Below are 18,815 nucleotides of genomic sequence, written 5' to 3' on the forward strand. Positions count from 1 at the left end.
GTCAAAATCAATAACGTCTCTGCCACTCGGCGTCGGTCAGCACCTTGGCCGGCCGATGCGTCAGGTAGCGGTAAAACGCGTCATAAGCCAGCACGTTCTTGACGTAGCCGCGGGTCTCCGAGAACGGGATGCTTTCGATGAACGCCACCGGATCGATCCGCCCCGCGCTGTTGCCCAGCCAGGTATTCACCCGCGACGGGCCGGCGTTATAGGCGGCGCTCGACAGAATACGGTTGCGACCGAATTGCTGATAGACCGACTCCAGATAGCTGGTGCCGATGGTGATGTTGGTCTGCGGGTCGAACAGCTGGCTCGGACCAACATAGCCGGGAATATTGAACATCTGCACCGTATGCTGCGCGGTGCGCGGCATGACCTGCATCAGGCCCGAAGCACCGACCGGCGACTGCGCCTTCGGATTCCAGGCGCTCTCCTGGCGCGCGATCGCCATCGCATAGCTGCTGGTGATCCCCTTGTCATCGGTGGCGCGGCGGAACTCCTGCGGCCAGGCAACCGGGAAACGTTCCTCCAGGTGGTCCCACAGCTTGCCGACGATAGTCGCCTGCACGCTCAGATCGGCCCATTTCTGCTCAAAGGCGTAACGCGCCAGCGCCTCTTGTTCAGGCCGGCTGCGGCTGGCGACGTAGGAGCCCCACTCGCTGCGGGCCAGGTTGTCCATGTTCCAGTACATCAGCTCGCGCACCCGGGCGACTTCAGGCCCGTCGGTCAGCGACGCGCGCGGCTTGGCCGCCACCGCCACCATCACCGGGTAAGTGGCGTTCAGCTTCTGCGCCGCCACCATCGGATAGAAGCCGCGTTCGGTCATCAGGTTGCGCAACATCTCCTCGCCTTCGGCGCGTTTGCCTTCGTCCATCAGCTGACTGGCGCGCCAGTAGCGCCACTCATCCTTGTTGCGCGACTCTTCCGGCAAGCGTGCCAGCCAGGTCGCCACCCCCTGCCGATCGCCGTTACCCAGCGCCATGCGCACCCGGCGCTCCAGCAGCGAAGGCGAACGGCTGCGCAGGATCACCTGATCGCGCCATTGCGCCTGCTCGTAGGTGGCATCGCTGCCCATCAGGCGCCAGGCCACCGCCTCTTCCAGCCCCAGCCGCTCGTCGTCGCTCATTTTCTGCAGCCGCGCGAGCGTCGGGATCATCGCCCGCGCGTTTTCCACATCCTGCCGCGCCAGGCGTTCAAAGGCGATGCCGGTGGCGGCGCGGGTAAAGTCGGTCGGCCCCACGCTGCGGGCGAAGGCTTCCACGGTGGTCGGATCGTTTTGCAAGCGCACCAGGGCGTTGCCCATGGTCTGATAATCGGCCGGCAGCTGGCTATAGAGGTTGCTGACCAGCGAGCTGTTGCCCTCTTTCAGCGCCAGCTTCATGCGCGCCAGAATATCCAGCGGGGTCTGCTTGCCTGCGCCGCGCCAGACGCTGAACAGCCGATCGCAGGCACCCGGCAGCGTTTTGCCGTTCAGCCACAGCTCGTCAGCGCCGCTCCAGGCCGCCTGCTGATCGCCGGTGGCCCATTTGGCGTAGTAATAGTTGCAGCGTGCCGCCACCGGTTTGGGCGGCTGCGGGCTGAAAGCCAACAGGGTGCGCCAGTCTTCGCGACGCGCCAGTTCATTGACGAAGCGCGGCGCCAGTGATTTAGCCGGTGGCAGCGTCGGATTGCGCTTGATGAAGTCGTTCACCTCGGAGAATCCCGCCTGGCTCAAATCCTGAGTCAGCTCGCGGTATTCCAGATAAGGATAAAGCGGGTAATCGCGTAGCGTCGGCATCAACTGCGCCACCACGTCCATCTGATTGCCGTCCCACGCCTGCTTGATCTGCTGGTAGCGCTGACGCTGCGCATCCAGAGAATCCGCCAGCGCCGCGCCAGAAAACGCCGTCAGGCACAGCCCCATCGCCAACAGCCGTCGCTTGTCCACCTTGACCATCCTCGCTCTTTCCTCACAGGTTGTGCCGCAGGAGCCGCCCAGCTCCCCGGTGACCGCCGCGCCACGGCGCCGCGGGACAAAATAAAACCGGGCGCACGGCCCGGACGCAGATATCTACCATAGACAGCGCGATCGCCCATCCATTCAATACTGTAGAAGAAGAAGTGTATCGCCATGGCGGGAGCCAGGTAAAAAACGTTTACTTAGGCTGACAAATCAGGACGCCCGGCTATTTTCGTCAGCCGGATTTTTATTAGCCGACCTCGCAGCTCAGAGATAAGTAAAATACCTTTTAATTATTAGCTATCACATTATTGCATTTACAGGATGGCGCAACCGTTGCGCAAATCGCCTGACAGCTGGCCAAACGCGCCAACTTTGCAGAAAAGCGGTGGCAAACCCGAGTGGGCATTTTTATACTATCAAAAATAAGTAGGATAATTCCGAGAAAACAGCACATAAAGCGCCCAACGAAGACATCTTATAATACAATCCGCGCCAATTATGGGTTAGATAGTGTTCATTAGGCAGTGCAACTGACAGCTTTCAGCAAAACGATTGTCCCTGCAAGCGGGCCGGATTTTCCCTTGTCGGGCCACGGCCTGCGGGCGGTGGATCAGACCGGAATGGCGGGTGAAGATGGCGAATAACACCGCGATAGTGATGCGTTGCGCAAAAAGCCCCGTGCCGGGCTTCCTTGCCGCACGTCTGCATATCGGCCGCCTGTTGCTGATCGTCCTGTTGGTTCTGCTGACGTTGCCCGGACCTGCGCACGCCGCCGATGATCCCTATCAAAAGCGCACGCACGCCGTGACGACCGTGGTGGTAGGCATCATCAGCTACGCCCGCTGGTCGCGTGAACCCAATCCTATCCGGTTGTGCGTGACCGCACCCACCCAGTATGCCGAGGGGTTGTTCGATCCGATTCTGCTGAGCGCGCCGCGTCCAATTAAAACTGAACGTGTGCCGTTCGACAGCCCAACGCTGAGTACCGGCTGTGATGTCATCTATCTAGGGAACATCAACGCCGCGCAGAGACAAAATTTCATGCAGCGCATTTCCGGCAACTCCATTCTCAGCATCAGCGAGAACGATAGCGAATGCTCCGCCGGCAGCGCATTCTGCCTGCAGATCGATGGGGATCAGGCCAGCTTCAAGGTCAACCTGGACGCCCTGGCGCGCAGCGGCGTACGCGTTCACCCCAACGTGCTGCAACTGGCGCGCAAACAGGCGCCGCCGCTATGAGACTGTTGCGTAAAAACCGTTCCGGCAATGCGCGCCCGACGCTGGGCCGGGTGCTGCAGCGGGTGCATCTTGGGCTGGCGCTGATCGCCGTCGGCACCGCCGGCATCTTTTTGACGCTGGTGGCGCTGTTTGCGCTGCGCGCTTACGCCAACCACAACCTGCATCTGATCGCGCGCTCCATCAGCTATACCGTTGAAGCGGCAGTGGTGTTTGAAGATCGCGCTGCCGCGCGCGAGGCGCTGATGCTGATTGCGTCCAACGAAGAGGTGTCGGACGCGCGGATCCTCGACAATAACGGCAAGATGCTGGCCAACTGGCGCCATCCCACCGACGGGCCGCTACACGGTCTGGAGCAGATCGTCGCGCACTGGGCGCTGCCCGAGCCGGTCATCCTGCCCATCACACATGAGGGCAAGCAGGTCGGTCAGGTCTGGCTGAGCGGCAACGGCGGCAGCCTGTTGCGTTTCCTGCTGCGCGGCCTGGTCGGCATGATCGCCTGTCTGGTGCTCAGTACCCTGTGCGCCCTGGTGCTGTCGCGCCGCATGCTGGTCGGCATCGTCAGTTCGCTGGACGACATCGCCAACGTGGCGCATGCGGTACGCCGCGATCGCACCTTCGGCCTGCGGGTGCCGTCGGCGCCGATCGCCGAACTGCACGAGCTCAGCAACGACTTCAACGGCTTGCTCGACGAGCTGGAGGCCTGGCAGGCCCACCTGAAACAGGAGAACGACTCGCTGGCCCACCGGGCGACGCACGACAGCCTGACCGGCTTGCCGAACCGCGCCTTCTTCGAAGGACGGCTGAGCCGCGCCCTGGGCGATATCGAGCCGTCAGCAAAATTGGCAGTGCTATTTATCGATGGCGATCGCTTCAAGGAAGTGAACGACAGTTACGGCCACGCCGCAGGCGATGCGGTGCTGACCACCATCGCCGGGCGCATTCGCGCGCAGCTGCGCGAAACCGATCTGGTCGCGCGCCTGGGAGGGGATGAGTTCGCCGTGCTGCTGGCGCCGGTGCACAGCACGGAAGATGTCCTGCAGATCGCCGATAATATTATCGACTGCATGACGCAGCCGGTCATTTTACCGAACGACGAGACGATCATCACCTCTCTAAGTATCGGTATTGCGCTGTACCCTGATCACGCGGCGACGCCTCAGGGTCTTTTGCACGAAGCTGACGATGCAATGTATCAGGCAAAGCATCGTTATCACGGAGGCTGGCGGCTGGCGATACACAAATAAGAGCCGCAGCTATAACACTTGAACTAGGGATTTTGACTATGATACAGCAACTGTTTAAAGGCCGTTTTTCACTGTTGACGATGGTGTTCGTCGCCCTGCTGACGCTCGCCGGCTGCCAGAGCAAACCGCAGGGGCTGACGCCCGAGCAGGTCGCGCTGCTGCAGTCGCAGGGCTTCAAACTGACCGACAACGGCTGGGAGTTCGGCCTGTCGGATAAAGTGCTGTTCGGCAACAACATCGGCAAGCTGAACCCGGAAAGCACCGAGACGGTGCAGAAGATGGGGCGCGCGCTGCTGAGCGTCGGCATCACCAAATTCCGTCTGGACGGTCATACCGACAACTACGGCGAAGACAGCTATAACGACCAGCTCTCCCTGCGCCGCGCCGATGCGGTGGCCGATCTGCTGGCCAGCGTCGGCATTCCGCGCGCCAATATCGAAACCCGCGGCATGGGCAAACGCGATCCCGTCGCCGACAACCGCACCTCCAGCGGCCGCGCAGAAAACCGCCGCGTCGCGATCGTCGTCACGCCATAAGCCACCAATATGCGCCTTTATCGGCGCATAAACGGTTATACTTAGCGATCGCTGAGCGATGTCTGGGATCCGAGATCGAAACGGGCTACACTCATGCCGCCAGACATCCTATAAATACTGATATAGAGAGGCTTAGAGCAACGTGGCTCAATACGTCTATACCATGCACCGCGTCGGCAAAGTGGTACCGCCGAAGCGTCATATTTTGAAAAACATCTCCCTGAGCTTCTTCCCTGGGGCAAAAATCGGCGTACTGGGCCTGAACGGCGCCGGTAAGTCCACCCTGCTGCGCATCATGGCCGGCATCGATACCGATATCGAAGGGGAAGCGCGCCCGCAGCCGGGCATCAAGATCGGTTACCTGCCGCAGGAGCCGCAGCTTAACCTCGAACACACCGTGCGTGAGTCGGTGGAAGAAGCGCTGGCGGAAGTGGTCGGCGCGCTGAAACGCCTGGACGAAGTGTACGCGCTGTACGCGGAAGAAGGCGCAGACTTCGACAAGCTGGCCGCCGAACAGGGCCGCCTGGAAGAGATCATTCAGGCGCACGACGGCCACAACCTCAACGCACAGCTGGAGCGCGCCGCCGATGCGCTGCGCCTGCCGGATTGGGACGCCAAAATCGCCCACCTGTCCGGCGGTGAACGCCGCCGCGTGGCGCTGTGCCGCCTGCTGCTGGAAAAACCGGACATGCTGCTGCTGGACGAACCGACCAACCACCTGGACGCCGAGTCCGTGGCCTGGCTGGAACGCTTCCTGCACGACTTCGAAGGCACCGTCGTCGCGATCACCCACGACCGTTACTTCCTGGACAACGTCGCCGGCTGGATCCTCGAGCTGGACCGTGGCGAGGGCATTCCGTGGGAAGGCAACTACTCATCCTGGCTGGAGCAGAAAGATGCGCGTCTGGCGCAGGAAGCATCCGCCGAAGCCGCTCGCCGCAAATCGATCGAGAAAGAGCTGGAGTGGGTGCGTCAGGGGGCCAAAGGCCGTCAGTCCAAAGGCAAGGCCCGCCTGGCCCGCTTTGAAGAGCTGAACAACACCGAATACCAAAAACGTAACGAAACCAACGAACTGTTCATTCCGCCTGGCGCACGCCTGGGCGATAAAGTGGTCGAAGTCAGCAACCTGCGTAAGTCCTATGGCGACCGCCTGTTGATCGACGACCTGTCGTTCTCGGTGCCAAAAGGCGCGATCGTCGGCATCATCGGCCCGAACGGTGCGGGTAAATCCACGCTGTTCCGCATGATGTCCGGCCAGGAGCAGCCTGATTCCGGCAGCATCGTGCTGGGCGACACCGTCAAGCTGGCATCCGTCGATCAGTTCCGCGACAGCATGGACGGTTCGAAAACCGTCTGGGAAGAAGTCTCCGGCGGGCAGGACATCATGCGCATCGGCAACACCGAGATGCCAAGCCGCGCCTATGTCGGCCGCTTCAACTTCAAGGGCGTCGATCAGGGCAAACGCGTGGGCGAGCTGTCCGGCGGTGAGCGTGGCCGTCTGCACCTGGCCAAGCTGCTGCAGGTTGGCGGCAACGTATTGCTGCTCGATGAACCGACCAACGACCTGGATATCGAAACCCTGCGCGCTCTGGAAAACGCCCTGCTGGAATTCCCTGGCTGCGCCATGGTGATCTCGCACGACCGTTGGTTCCTCGACCGTATCGCCACCCATATCCTGGACTACCAGGACGAAGGCAAGGTGGAATTCTTCGAAGGTAACTTCACCGAGTACGAAGAGTACAAGAAGCGTACGCTGGGCGCCGACGCGCTCGAGCCGCACCGCATCAAGTACAAAAAGATCGCCAAGTGATCCGAAAGGCGCCGCATGCGGCGCCTTTTTTTATGCCCGTATCCGGCGATACTCGCGCGGCGAGCACGCCATCACTCTCTTAAAGGCGTGGCTGAACGCGCTGTCTGAATCGTATCCCAAGCGCTGCGCGATGGCGGACACCGGTTCGCTGCCGGTACGCAAAGCCCGTGCAGCCAACAGCATGCGCCAGCGCGACACATACTCTAACGGCGCCATGCCGGCCTTCTGCTTAAAGCGCAACGCCAACGTCGAGCGGGAAACGCTCGCAGCGGCGGCCAGCGACGCCACCGTCCAGCGCCGGCCAGGATCAGCATGCACCGCCTGCATCGCGGCGCCGATGCGCGGATCGAACAAGGCGGGCAGCCAACCGGACGCCACGCTCTCTTCTCCCATCAGGTACATCCGCAGCGCCTGAGTCAACATGATCTGTCCCAGATGGTGTACCATCGAGGCACTGCCCGGCGAAGGCTTCAGCAGCTCGTCCGCCAGCCGCTGCAACGCCCATTGCAACACCGCGGCCTCTTCAGTGCCGCCTCGAATCACCATCAGCGCCGGCAAAGTACCCAATAACCGCTCCACCTCTTCGCCAAAGGTAAAACGCCCGCCGATAAACAGACAATCCTCCGCCTCGCCACAGCTCGCCACGCCGTTTTTTGCCTGCAGATAAAGTGCGTCAGCATCGAGTGCCGGCAGCGACAGATCGCTGCCAACGGTGACCGGCAAGCTGCGGGTCAGCAACAAACAGTCGCCGGCCGCCAGCCACAGCGGTTCGGCCAGCCCTTCCGCCGCCAGCCAACAGCCGCCACGCACCACAGCGTTGAACTTCCCGCTCTGCGGCGCAGGAAAATGAACAGCCCAGTCGCCGCCGGCCTTCAGGCCGCCGAAAAACGCATTCTGGCTGTTCAACGGCGCAAGCACTTCCGATAAAGGATCCATACCCTCTCCCCCTAAGGCCCTTTCAAGAGCATAGCCCGTGCGATGCCCCAGCCAAAGGTTTTAGGACGATGGCGACAGAAATTAGGTTTTTGTTGCATTCAGCCGCCGATAACGCCGACTTACACTCCCAGTGTCACAGTCAACTGCAGCGAGGAATTCCCAATGAACAGACAAGTGCCCCTCAACTCCGGCTTCAACGCTACCACCACCGCCGCCGACGTGCTCAAAGACCGTCAACTGGCCGGCATGACAGCGCTGGTGACCGGCGGTCATTCCGGCCTGGGGTTGGAAACGACTCGCGCTTTGACGCAGGCGGGGGCGAAGGTGATCGTCGCCGCCCGCGACCCCGTTATCGCCCACACGCGTCTGGCCATCGCCGGCATCAGCAACGCTGAGGTTTATGAGCTTGATTTGGCCGATCTGAGCAACATCAAAGGGTTCACGCAACAACTTCTGGCGACAGACGTCCACCTCGATATGTTGATCTGCGGCGCCGGCATCATGGCCTGTCCTGAAACCCGTATCGGCCCAGGCTGGGAGGCTCAATTCGCGATCAACCACCTTGGGCATTACGCTTTGGTGAACCACCTCTGGCCGGCGTTGATGGGCGACGCCCGCGTTGTCGTCATCTCCTCTTCCGGTCACCATGCCAGTGCCATACGCTGGAATGACGTCCAATTTCACAGCGGCTATGACAAGTGGCTGGCCTATGGCCAATCGAAAACCGCTAACGCGCTCTTCGCCCTGCAGCTTGACAAGCTGGGGAAAAACGCTGGCGTGCGCGCCTTCTCGCTGCATCCCGGCATGATCCCAACGCCGCTGCAGCGCTATCTCTCGCAGGAAGAGATGCTCGCGTTGGACTGGATCGACGCCGACGGCAAACCCGCTCACCCGGAAATGCTGAAAACCCCGCAACAAGGCGCGGCAACCCAGGTTTGGGCGGCGACATCGCCTCAACTCAATGGCCTTGGCGGATTGTATTGCGAAGATTGCGATGTCGCCCGGCGCAACGATGACAACGGCGTTTCCTTCAGCGGCGTAAAAAGCTACGCCGTCGATCCTGAACAAGCCCAACGCCTGTGGAAACTGTCGGCGCAACTCACCGGTGTCGATGCCTTCGGCAAGATTTAAACAGGGGACCTTCTATGCAGAATCGTCAAATCATCCTCGCTAAACTCCCGCAAGGAAAGCTGACCCTCGATTGTTTTCAGACTCGAGAGGCCCCCATGCCGCTCCCCGGCCCCGAAGAGGTGCTGTTGCGCACGCTTTACGTGCCACTGGATGCGGCCAGCAGAGCCTGGATGCAGGGCGTCACCTATCGTTCCGGATTGCAGGCGGGAGACGTCATGGCCGCAACCGCGCTGGCCGAAGTCGTCGAGTCGCGCTCTCCCCTGCTGGCCGCCGGAGATTTAGTGCTGGCGGAAACCGGCTGGCAAACCTTTGCGGCCGTACCGGCGGCTGGCGCGCTCAAGCAGTCGGACATCGTTCCGCATACGCACTTGCTCAGCGTTTACGGCGTGCCTGGACTCACCGCTTACTTCGGTCTGCTGGAATGCGGACGCCCAGAGGCCGGTGAAACCGTCGTCGTATCTGCCGCCGCGGGGGCGGTCGGCATGTTCGCCGGACAAATCGCCCGGCTTCGCGGCTGCCGCACGGTGGGCATTGCCGGCGGCGGCGCCAAAACGGCTCTGCTGACGGACAGACTGGGTTTCGACGCGGCGATAGATTATAAGAAGGAAAATCTGCATGACGCCCTGCGCCGCTCATGTCCCAACGGCATCGATGTGCTGTTCGATAACGTCGGCGGCGATATTTTGGCGGCCAGCCTGCCGCATATGGCGAAGCATGGACGCATCGTTTGCTGCGGTGCGGTGTCGCAGTACGATACGGCCTCCCCGCCGGCAGCGCCTGCCGGAATACCCGGTTTGTTGATCGTCAACAGTTTGACGATGCGGGGATTCCTGTTGGCCGATTTCCTTCATCGGCAAGAACAGGCGCTGGCGGCACTCGCGGCCTGGGTCACTGAAGAAAAACTCGCAATTATCGAAGACCTGATCACCGGTTTCGAGCTGCTGCCCGCCGCACTGATCGGCCTGCTGGCGGGCGAAAATAGAGGGAAACGCATCGTTCAGGTGGCGCGGCGCGCCGCCTGAACCTAAAAGGCTCTGCGCGCGCCCGCCGTCACTCCCGCGCCAGCTCGCGCGCGTAGTCGTCGAACGCCGGGTGCTGCAGCACCACATCAATGAAACAGGCCAGCGCCGGGGAGTTCAGCTTGCGGCTCGGGTAGACCAGATACAGCTCGTTGCCCTCTGCACGCCACGCCGGCAGCACTTCCACCAACAGCTTCTGCGCCACCACCTCACGGCTGAGAAACGCCGGCAGCAGCGTAATGCCGGCGCCGGCGATAGCGCATTCGCGCGCATACAGCAGGTTGTCGGTGGTGTGCGCCAGCGGCAACTGCCAGCGGTAGTAATCGTCGCCGCAACGCAGGTTCCAGGCCGTCCAGGCGCGATGGGCGATGCAGCGGTGCTGCTGCAGCTGTTGCGGATGTTCGATCGGCGGGTGCTGCGCCAGATAGGACGGCGCAGCCAGCAGATAGCGCGGCGCATAGCCGAGGCGGCGGCCGATCAGCGAAGAATCCTGCGGCTTGCCGGTGCGCAGCGCGGCGTCGAAACCTTCCTGCACCAGATCCACCATCGCGTCGGACACCGACACCTCCAGCGAAACGTCCGGGTACTGGCGTTGAAAATCCGCCGCCAGCCGCGCCACCAGGGTCGCGCCCAGCCCGGCCGGCGTCGAGATGCGCAGGCGCCCGCTCGGGTTATCGCGCAGCCGCTGCAGCGCCAGATCGGCCCGCTCGGCGGCGGACATCATCGCCTGACAATGCTCCAGATAGCGCTCGCCGGCGAAGGTGAGATTTAACTGGCGCGTGGTGCGATTGAGCAGCCGTAGCCCCAGCGTCTGCTCAAGCTGGCTGATACGCTGGCTGACGCTGGATTTCGGCAGCCCAACACGCTGCGCGGCGGCGGTGAAGCTGCCGCATTCCGCCACCAGCGCGAACAGCGCCATGTCCTGCAGCTGTTTGAATTCCATTGTTCACCTTAAACGAACACTCAGTTAGATATTGTCCATCTTATCACTCCACTATCGCGGGTCTACACTGTGGGCATCATTTGAAAGGAGTACAACCATGTCGATAAAAGCCATTGCCGTAGACCCGCAGAACCCTGCCGGTTTCATCGAAATCTCACCGGAGATGCCGATTCCCGGTCAGTACGATCTGCTGGTGGAAGTGAAAGCGGTGTCGGTTAACCCGGTGGATACTAAAGTGCACGCCGGCCTGCAGAAAAGCGGCCTGCAGCAGCCGCGCATTCTCGGCTGGGACGCCAGCGGCGTCGTGGTGAGCGCAGGCAGCAGCGTCAGCGGCTTCAAGCCCGGCGATGAAGTGTGGTACGCCGGCGACATCACCCGCCCCGGCAGCAACAGCAGCCACCAACTGATCGACTCACGCATCGCCGCGCACAAACCGCGCAGCCTGAACTGGGCCGAGTCCGCCGCCATGCCGCTGACCGCCCTCACCGCCTGGGAGGCGCTGTTCGAACACCTGAATATTCAGGACGCGCCGGAGCACAAGACGCTGCTGATCATCGGCGGCGCCGGCGGCGTAGGCTCGTTGGCGATCCCGCTGGCCGCGCTGCGCAGCAAGGTGAAAGTGATCGCCACCGCCTCAAGGCCTGAATCCGCCGCCTGGTGCCTCGAACGCGGCGCCGATCTGGTGGTGGATTACCGCGATTTGAAGGGCAACCTGGCGCAGCACGGCATCGAGCAGGTGGATTACATCCTGTGTCTGAACGATACCGACGGCCATTGGCCGGCGATGGCCGAGCTGGTCGCGCCGCTGGGCCATATCTGCACCATCGTCGAGAACGCGCAGCCGCTGGACCAAAACGCGCTGAAGCTGAAGAGCGCCGCGCTGCACTGGGAGTTCATGTTCACCCGCAGCATGTTCAGCACCCCGGACATCGCCCAGCAGGGCAAGATCCTGCAGCAGGTGGCGCAGCTGCTGGACGACGGCAAGCTGAGCACCACGCTGAGCGAAACCCTGCACGGGCTGACGGTGGAAACGCTGACCGCCGCGCATCAACAACTGCTCGGCGGCCATATGCAAGGCAAGCTGGTCATCGCGTACTGAGCCAACTCGCGGCGGCGCACAGCGCCGCCGTTACTGCGGCCGCACGAACCCGACGCATAGCCGTTGCTCATCGGCGTGCGGATCGGAACGGAACGTCATGTTCTGCTGCCAGTCGAGGCGCATCTTCGGCCAGTGGGCCAGCTCCCCGCCGAAATCGCTGTGCGCGCAATCGTCACCCAACCGGCCGAACAGGGCGACGCCATGCGGGGCAATCTGCGGATAGCTGATGTTGACGTTGTAGATATTTGGCCGCGCATGATTGGACCAGCGCGTAATGGTTTGTGGCCGGGAATCGGCATACACCGTCATCCATTGCGACAGATACTCACCGCCGACGTAGCGCAGATCGACGCCATAGCGCTCCCGCCAATGCTGTTCCACTTCACTGCTGAAGGCCTTGATGCCCACCATCTTCTGGCCGGCGTTGCGCACATTGCCCACCATCACTGCGGCATACCCCAAATAGACCGCCAGCGCCGCGCACATCAGCCCAATGGTCGCCGCGCGCAGCGAACGCACCGGCGGTTGACGCACGCAGCCGACCAGCAGCGCGGGCGCCAGCATGAAGAACGGCTGCAGCCACTCGGTCAGCCGGCCGCCGACGTTGAAGGAAAACCAGAAGGTGATGATGCCGAGCGGCAGCAGGTAGATCCACAGCAGCACCCGCATCGGCAACGCCTTCGGCCAGGCCAGCACCGCCCCGCTGCGGCGCAGGATCCACCACAGCACCAGCGACGGATAGAACACCAGCAGCAGCGACTGCAGCATGTCGAGATTGAGCTGCATCTTGATCTGTGAATCCACCCACTTGAAGGCGGCGAAGTCGTGATTCCACAGCCAGACCACGTTCGGCAGCACCAGCGCCAACCAGATCGCCACCGCCAGATAGAACTGCGGCTGGCGATAGCAGCGGCGAACCTGCGGCACGAACAACGTCGACAGCGCCGCGAAGTAAACGAAGGCGAAGGTCGAGTACTTGGCCATCATCGCCAGACCGGCGACCAACGCGAAGGCCGGCCACCAATTGGCCGAACGGGAGATCGCCATATGGAAGAACAACGCCATCCACGGCCATAGCATCACCAACAGGTAATTGTCGTTATAGGGAATGATGTCGAAATTGATGATGCCGGACAGGTTGAGCGTCAGCAGCGCCATCCAGGCCAGCGAGGTGCTGCCGCTCAGGCGTCGCGCCAACAGCCAGACGCCCAACATGCCGATGGCGATGGCGATGAAGTGCCCGCCATACCAGTAAACGTTTAGCGGCAGCCACGACAGCCAAATCGCCGGATGCATCGCCGCACCGACCAGCCACGGGTTTTTCGGTGAGCCCCACTCGCCGTTGAGGCCCCAGTTGAGCGCCTCGACGGCGTCGTAAGGCAGGGTAGGATCAAGATGAACCGTCAGCAGCGTCCAGGCTGCGGCATAGCAGACCAACCAGAGAGCAAGTAAGCGATAAGACATGTCTTCTTCTAAGCGTTATTGTAAAGAAAATCTTAACTTAGTCGCTGTCGAATGAACCATGTTTAAACAAGCCGTTAAATGTGCGCCCGGGTGACGTTTCTGCCGCCGCGATCGCACATTCCGCTAATTCTGCTCAGCCTGCGGCGTGGCGAGAAGCGGGCGCGCTCAACCGGCCGGCGTCCGCCGCCAGCAGCTGTTGCACCAGCTCGACGCAGCGCAGGAAACGCTCCTCGTAATCGCTGGATTCAACGTGCACATACTCGATATTGTTGGCGCGCAGCATCTCCTCCAGCAGGCGCTGGAACGCCAGCCGATCGGCGGTGCTGCCGAGGCTGCGCAGGCCGTCCGCCACCCACGGCGTATTGTTTTCCAGCAGGATCACCAGATCGAAACGGTATTCGTCGATCAGCGCCTGCACGAAGGGGTGTTCACGCCCTTCGTACTTTTTGCAAAACGCCTGGGTGGTGACGAAATCGGTATCGATAAACGCCACCTTGTTGGCGTACTTGACCGCAAAATCCACGTATTGCGCCTGCCCGAGGGCGATTTTGTCATAGTCGGAGTACTGCAGCGCCATCTCGTCGCCGCCCAGATGCGAAAACACATAGTCGCGGCCATATTCCCAGGCGCTGGTGGTGTTGAAGATGTTGGCCAGTTTGTTGACCAGCGTCGACTTGCCGCTCGATTCGCCGCCGAGGATCGCCACGGTACGCACGAAGAACGGCTTCACCTCGGTCGGGATGTAATCCCAATAGCGGAACGGATCCTGGCGGATCTGATTGCCGCTGATGTTCATGAATGAACGCTCGGGGTCGACCAGAATGGTTTCGATGCCCAGATGCTCGCGGTAACGCGGCGCATCCTGCGCTTCGCTGGAATAGATGAAGCTCGGCACGATGCCCTTCTGTTCCATAAAGGCCTTCATGCCGTCGCTCCATACGTTCCAGCCGTGCGGGTAGGGTTCGATGCCCTGCTCGTCGAATGAGTGGATATGGATGTTTTTCTGGTACTTGAAGGTCTGCAGCAGCCAGCGCAGGCGATCGCTGACCGTCGGCTGTTGCGACATCGAACTGTTCTCGAACAGTTCGCGGTCGCGCGGCTCGTCGTGGCACAAAATGACGTGCAGCTCATCCACCTGGCTGCAGGCGCGCTGGATCAGATAGATGTGGCCGGTGTGCAGCGGGTAAAATTTACCAAACACCACACCGACTTTGACCTCTTTACGCGGGAACTCAAGCCCGAGAAAACGGTGCAGCGCCTCCAGCTTTTGCGCGCTCGGGCTTTTGATCTTGTCGTTCAACAGCTGGCTGAGATAGCCTTTGGTCATGCCGCTGGCATCCGCCACCTGCTGCAAAGTACAGCCTTTTTGCTTGATGGACGTCTTCAGGTAATCAAATTGCGGCATGGCCACCTCCGTTTAGTATGCTAAACAAAATAGCATATCTCTCTCGCCGCCGGCGACATTAATAAAACTCTTCCAGCACGTCCAGTGCGTCCGCCAGCTTCTTGACCCCGAACACCTGCATGTTGGCCGGCGGCTTTTTCGGCATATTGCCGTGCGGCACGATGGCGCGCTTAAAGCCGTGCTTGGCCGCTTCGGAGATGCGTTCCTGACCGCTCGGCACCGGACGAATCTCTCCCGCCAGCCCCACTTCGCCGAACACCACCAGATCGTTCGGCAATGGCCGATCGCGCAGGCTTGAAACCAACGACATCAGCAACGCCAGATCGGCGCTGGTCTCGCTGACCTTCACCCCGCCGACCACGTTGACGAACACGTCTTGATCCGACATCTGCAGCCCGCCGTGTCGATGCAGCACCGCCAGCAGGATCGCCAGGCGGTTCTGTTCCAGGCCCACCGCCACGCGGCGCGGGTTGGACATCATCGAGTGATCCACCAGCGCCTGGATCTCCACCAGCAGCGGCCGGGTGCCTTCCCACACCACCATCACCGAGCTGCCGGAGGTGACTTCATCGCCGCGGCTGAGGAAAATCGCCGACGGGTTGCTGACTTCGCGCAGCCCCTGTTCGGTCATAGCGAACACCCCCAGCTCGTTGACCGCGCCGAAGCGGTTCTTGTGGCTGCGCAGGGTACGGAAGCGGGAATCGGCGTCGCCGTCCAGCAGCACCGAACAGTCGATACAGTGTTCCAGTACTTTTGGCCCGGCCAGCGAGCCGTCTTTGGTGACGTGGCCGACCATCACGATCGCCACGCCGCGCGTCTTGGCGAAGCGCGTCAGGTAGGCGGCGGTTTCACGCACCTGCGCCACGCTGCCCGGCGAGGACTGAATGTCCGCCATGTGCATCACCTGAATCGAGTCGATCACCATCAGCTTCGGCTGTTCCTGCTCGGCGATCAGGCAGATCTGCTCGATGCTGGTTTCCGACAGCATGTTCAGGCCGCCGGTCGGCAGCCCCAGACGGTGAGCGCGCATCGCCACCTGCTGCAGCGACTCCTCGCCGGTGACGTACAGGGTTTTCATCTGTTCGGACAGCTTGCACAACACCTGCAGCAACAGGGTGCTCTTGCCGGCGCCGGGGTTGCCGCCGATCAGAATCGCGCTGCCGGGCACCACGCCGCCGCCCAGCACGCGGTCGAACTCGAGAAAGCCGGTGGTGAAGCGCGGCAGCGCCTCTAGGCTGATTTCCGACAGCTTCTGCACCTTGCTGACGCCGGCGTCGCCGGCATAGCCGCTGAGGCGATCGTTGCGCGCCGCTGCGGGCGACGCGGCCAAACGCACTTCCGTGATGGTGTTCCAGGCATGACAGGCGCTGCACTGCCCCTGCCAACGCGGATAGTCCGCCCCGCACTCATTGCACACAAATGCCCGTTTTGCCGCTTTTGCCACGTCTTACCTCAATCTTTCGTTATCGCACTTCGTGTTTCAGGCTGCCGGTGAGAATGCACAGCACGCCCATCAGATCCGCATGCCGGATCGCCACCTGCGCTTTTTCATATACTTTCGGTTTGGCGTGGTAGGCGATGCCCAACCCCGCCGCCTGCATCATTTTCAAATCGTTGGCGCCGTCGCCGATGGCCACGGTTTGCGCCAGCGGGATCTCCAGCTTCTCCGCCAGCCGCAGCAGCGTATCGGCTTTGAACTGCGCGTCCACCACCGGCCCCAGCACTTCGCCGGTCAACTTGCCGTCGCGAATCTCCAGCTCATTGGCCGCCGCCGCCACCAGCCGCAGCCGGTTGCGCAGATGTTCGGCGTAGTAGGTGAAGCCGCCGGAGGCGATCGCCACATGCCAGCCCATCGCCTGCAGTTTACCCACCAGGCTGGTCAGCCCCGGCATCAGCGGCAGCTCGTCGCGCACCTGTTTGAGGATGTTGGCGTCGGCCCCTTTCAGCGTGCCGACGCGCTGACGCAGACTGGCGGTAAAGTCCAGCTCGCCGCGCATCGCGCGTTCGGTGACTTCCGCCACCTGCTCGCCGACGCCCGCCAACTTGGCGATCTCATCGATGCATTCGATCTCGATCGCCGTCGAATCCATGTCCATCACCAGCAGCCCCGGCGTGCGCAGGTGCGGGATCTTGCCGAGCGGCGCCACGTCCAGCCCGTTCTCCGCCGCCAGCAGCTTGGCGCGCGGCGTCAGGGTGCCCGCCAGCCGCACCACCTGGTAGTCGTCCACGCCCCAGGCGGTGACGATCACCATCGCCGCGCCCAGCTTGCGTTGAAATTGGGTAATGCGCGCCTTGTCCAGTTTTCTGCCGTACAACAGCCACCCGGTATTGCCCGCCCGGTAATCGAGCGGCATCACTTCGTCGCCGCTGAGCGAAAGGGGAAGACCCGGCCATTGAGAGATCTCCGCCGGAAGATCGCAATAGGTCAGACTGTTTGACATCATTGACTCCTGAATGGACAAAAACGCTGCATGATAAAACGACGCATCAAGCTATCCTATCGCCAGCGGTTCTGGCAACATAAAGTGTCCCCGATGCCCAAGGAACCTGCATGGCCCGCGCTAAACTGAAATTTCGCCTGCACCGCACCGCTATTATCCTGATTTGCCTGGCTTTGCTGGTGTTGCTGATGCAGGGCGCCTCTTATTTTAGCCTGAGTCACCAAATGGCGCGATCCGAGCAGGTTGAAGAGCTGGCCCAGACGCTGACCAAACAGGTCGCCTACAGCCTGGCACCGCTGCTGGACGACGACGGCAACAACCCGCGCATCGACGCCATCCTCAAGCAGCTCACCGATCACAGCCGCATTCTCGACGTCAGCGTTTATCAGTTGGACGGCACACTGGTCTCCCACGCCGGGGAACAGATAAGTATACGCGATCGCCTGTCGCTCGACGGCAAACGCGCCGGCAGCTACTTCAACCACCAGTTGGTCGAATCCATTCAGGGCAAAGACGGCCCGATCGGCTTTATCCGCATCACCCTCGACACCCACGTGCTGGCGACCGAATCCAAACAGGTGGACAACACCACCAACCTGCTGCGTCTGATGATCCTGCTGGCACTGGCGATCGGCATCATTCTGGCGCGCACCCTGCTGCAGCACCGCCGCAGCCGCTGGCAGCAGTCGCCGTACCTGTTGACCGCCAACACGCCGTTGGCAGAAGGCAATACTGTGGAAGACGACGAAGAGGATGCGCCGGAGAACAAGCAGGAAGCGCCGAAGAAAGAGTGACTCAGGCCAGGTGAAGTGAATAGATTGACAGGCGGGCGCCATAACGACGCCCGCCGGGGTATTAGGCTTTGTCGCCCAGCAGTACGGATTCCAGCGCGATAACGATCATTTCGTTAAAGGTGGTCTGGCGTTCCGCTGCAGTGGTCGCTTCGTGACGCAGGATGTGGTCAGACACGGTGCAGATGGTCAGCGCTTTACAGCCGAACTCTTCATACAGCTCCGCCGCCACGCCGTAGATGCCGGCCGCTTCCATTTCCACGCCCAGGATGCCGTACTTCTTCATCACCTGGAACATATCCGGATCCGGGGTATAGAACAGATCGGCGGAGAAGATGTTGCCCACGCGCGCCGGAATGCCCTGCGCCGCCGCGGCGTCGACCGCGTTGCGCACCATGTCGAAGTCGGCGATCGCCGCGTAGTCGTTGTCCTTGAAGCGCAGACGGTTCACCTTGGAGTCGGTGCACGCGCCCATGCCGATCACCACGTCACGCAGTTTGATATCGTCACGCACCGCGCCGCAGGAACCCACGCGAATGATCTTCTTCACGCCGAATTCGGCGATCAGCTCGCGCGCATAGATGGAGCAGGACGGGATGCCCATGCCGTGGCCCATTACGGAGATGCGGCGGCCTTTATAGGTGCCGGTGAAGCCCAACATGCCGCGCACGTTGTTCACTTCCACCGCGCCTTCCAGGAAGGTTTCGGCGATGTATTTTGCGCGCAGCGGATCGCCCGGCATCAGTACTACGTCAGCGAAATCACCCATCTCAGCATTAATGTGCGGCGTAGCCATAATTCTCTTCCTTTAAATC

The 18,815-nt window shown here is 61.6% G+C and carries 16 protein-coding genes; 8 read left to right on the forward strand and 8 right to left on the reverse strand.

Annotated elements, in window-relative coordinates; all coding sequences use genetic code 11:
* Positions 1-7: 7 nt before the first annotated feature.
* Positions 8-1,936 (reverse strand): murein transglycosylase, encoded by a 1,929-nt coding sequence (gene sltY, locus AC6BYQ_RS16910; protein ID WP_232094146.1) that lies wholly within the window; start codon positions 1,934-1,936, stop codon positions 8-10.
* A gap of 633 nt (positions 1,937-2,569) precedes the next feature.
* Between sltY and yfiR the strand changes: the two genes are divergently transcribed.
* The 4 genes from yfiR to ettA all read left to right on the forward strand — a co-directional run bounded on the left by yfiR (position 2,570) and on the right by ettA (position 6,771).
* Positions 2,570-3,181, forward strand: a complete 612-nt coding sequence (gene yfiR, locus AC6BYQ_RS16915) for a regulatory sequestration protein YfiR (RefSeq protein WP_025159622.1) — start codon at positions 2,570-2,572, stop codon at positions 3,179-3,181.
* Complete coding sequence (gene dgcN / locus AC6BYQ_RS16920; RefSeq protein ID WP_019455004.1) at positions 3,178-4,425, forward strand: diguanylate cyclase DgcN/YfiN; 1,248 nt, start codon at positions 3,178-3,180, stop codon at positions 4,423-4,425. Before yfiR ends, dgcN begins: the two co-directional genes overlap by 4 nt.
* Positions 4,426-4,463: 38 nt before the next feature.
* On the forward strand, positions 4,464-4,961 hold the full coding sequence (gene yfiB, locus AC6BYQ_RS16925) for an outer membrane lipoprotein YfiB (protein ID WP_498057241.1): 498 nt from the start codon (positions 4,464-4,466) through the stop codon (positions 4,959-4,961).
* Between the two features lie 142 nt (positions 4,962-5,103).
* Positions 5,104-6,771 (forward strand): energy-dependent translational throttle protein EttA, encoded by a 1,668-nt coding sequence (ettA, locus tag AC6BYQ_RS16930; protein WP_025159620.1) that lies wholly within the window; start codon positions 5,104-5,106, stop codon positions 6,769-6,771.
* A 30-nt stretch (positions 6,772-6,801) separates the two neighbouring features.
* Here ettA and AC6BYQ_RS16935 read toward each other — a convergent pair whose 3' ends face one another.
* A complete protein-coding gene (locus tag AC6BYQ_RS16935; protein WP_498057242.1) occupies positions 6,802-7,707 on the reverse strand; it encodes an AraC family transcriptional regulator in 906 nt (301 codons plus the stop codon).
* A gap of 162 nt (positions 7,708-7,869) precedes the next feature.
* Between AC6BYQ_RS16935 and AC6BYQ_RS16940 the strand changes: the two genes are divergently transcribed.
* Together AC6BYQ_RS16940 and AC6BYQ_RS16945 are read left to right on the forward strand one after the other, a co-directional pair.
* A complete protein-coding gene (locus AC6BYQ_RS16940; protein WP_075684810.1) occupies positions 7,870-8,838 on the forward strand; it encodes an SDR family NAD(P)-dependent oxidoreductase in 969 nt (322 codons plus the stop codon).
* A 14-nt stretch (positions 8,839-8,852) separates the two neighbouring features.
* On the forward strand, positions 8,853-9,860 hold the full coding sequence (locus AC6BYQ_RS16945; protein ID WP_198635809.1) for an NADP-dependent oxidoreductase: 1,008 nt from the start codon (positions 8,853-8,855) through the stop codon (positions 9,858-9,860).
* A gap of 28 nt (positions 9,861-9,888) precedes the next feature.
* On the opposite strand, the gene AC6BYQ_RS16950 is transcribed toward AC6BYQ_RS16945, so the two are convergent.
* Positions 9,889-10,800, reverse strand: coding sequence for a LysR family transcriptional regulator (locus AC6BYQ_RS16950; RefSeq protein ID WP_038878520.1), 912 nt, complete (start codon positions 10,798-10,800; stop codon positions 9,889-9,891).
* 97 nt (positions 10,801-10,897) lie between these two features.
* On the opposite strand from AC6BYQ_RS16950, the gene AC6BYQ_RS16955 reads away from it, so the two are divergent.
* Entirely contained in the window at positions 10,898-11,899 is a 1,002-nt protein-coding gene (locus AC6BYQ_RS16955) for a zinc-binding alcohol dehydrogenase family protein (RefSeq protein ID WP_432525788.1), read from the forward strand.
* Between the two features lie 30 nt (positions 11,900-11,929).
* On the opposite strand, the gene AC6BYQ_RS16960 is transcribed toward AC6BYQ_RS16955, so the two are convergent.
* The 4 genes from AC6BYQ_RS16960 to serB all read right to left on the reverse strand — a co-directional run bounded on the left by AC6BYQ_RS16960 (position 11,930) and on the right by serB (position 17,209).
* Positions 11,930-13,363, reverse strand: a complete 1,434-nt coding sequence (locus AC6BYQ_RS16960; protein ID WP_498057243.1) for a glycosyltransferase family 39 protein — start codon at positions 13,361-13,363, stop codon at positions 11,930-11,932.
* 133 nt (positions 13,364-13,496) lie between these two features.
* A complete protein-coding gene (gene nadR, locus AC6BYQ_RS16965) occupies positions 13,497-14,768 on the reverse strand; it encodes a multifunctional transcriptional regulator/nicotinamide-nucleotide adenylyltransferase/ribosylnicotinamide kinase NadR (RefSeq protein ID WP_019454996.1) in 1,272 nt (423 codons plus the stop codon).
* Positions 14,769-14,826: 58 nt separating this feature from the next.
* On the reverse strand, positions 14,827-16,212 hold the full coding sequence (gene radA / locus AC6BYQ_RS16970; protein ID WP_025159617.1) for a DNA repair protein RadA: 1,386 nt from the start codon (positions 16,210-16,212) through the stop codon (positions 14,827-14,829).
* A 19-nt stretch (positions 16,213-16,231) separates the two neighbouring features.
* On the reverse strand, positions 16,232-17,209 hold the full coding sequence (gene serB / locus AC6BYQ_RS16975) for a phosphoserine phosphatase (RefSeq protein WP_025159616.1): 978 nt from the start codon (positions 17,207-17,209) through the stop codon (positions 16,232-16,234).
* A 110-nt stretch (positions 17,210-17,319) separates the two neighbouring features.
* Between serB and AC6BYQ_RS16980 the strand changes: the two genes are divergently transcribed.
* Positions 17,320-18,003 carry a YtjB family periplasmic protein gene (locus tag AC6BYQ_RS16980; protein WP_019454993.1) on the forward strand — a complete coding sequence of 228 codons (684 nt, stop codon included), beginning with the start codon at positions 17,320-17,322 and terminating at the stop codon, positions 18,001-18,003.
* A gap of 61 nt (positions 18,004-18,064) precedes the next feature.
* On the opposite strand, the gene deoD is transcribed toward AC6BYQ_RS16980, so the two are convergent.
* Positions 18,065-18,796 carry a purine-nucleoside phosphorylase gene (gene deoD / locus AC6BYQ_RS16985; protein ID WP_004933059.1) on the reverse strand — a complete coding sequence of 244 codons (732 nt, stop codon included), beginning with the start codon at positions 18,794-18,796 and terminating at the stop codon, positions 18,065-18,067.
* Positions 18,797-18,815 lie beyond the last annotated feature (19 nt).

The sequence above is a fragment of the Serratia sp. LTN-2 genome (assembly GCF_059740205.1).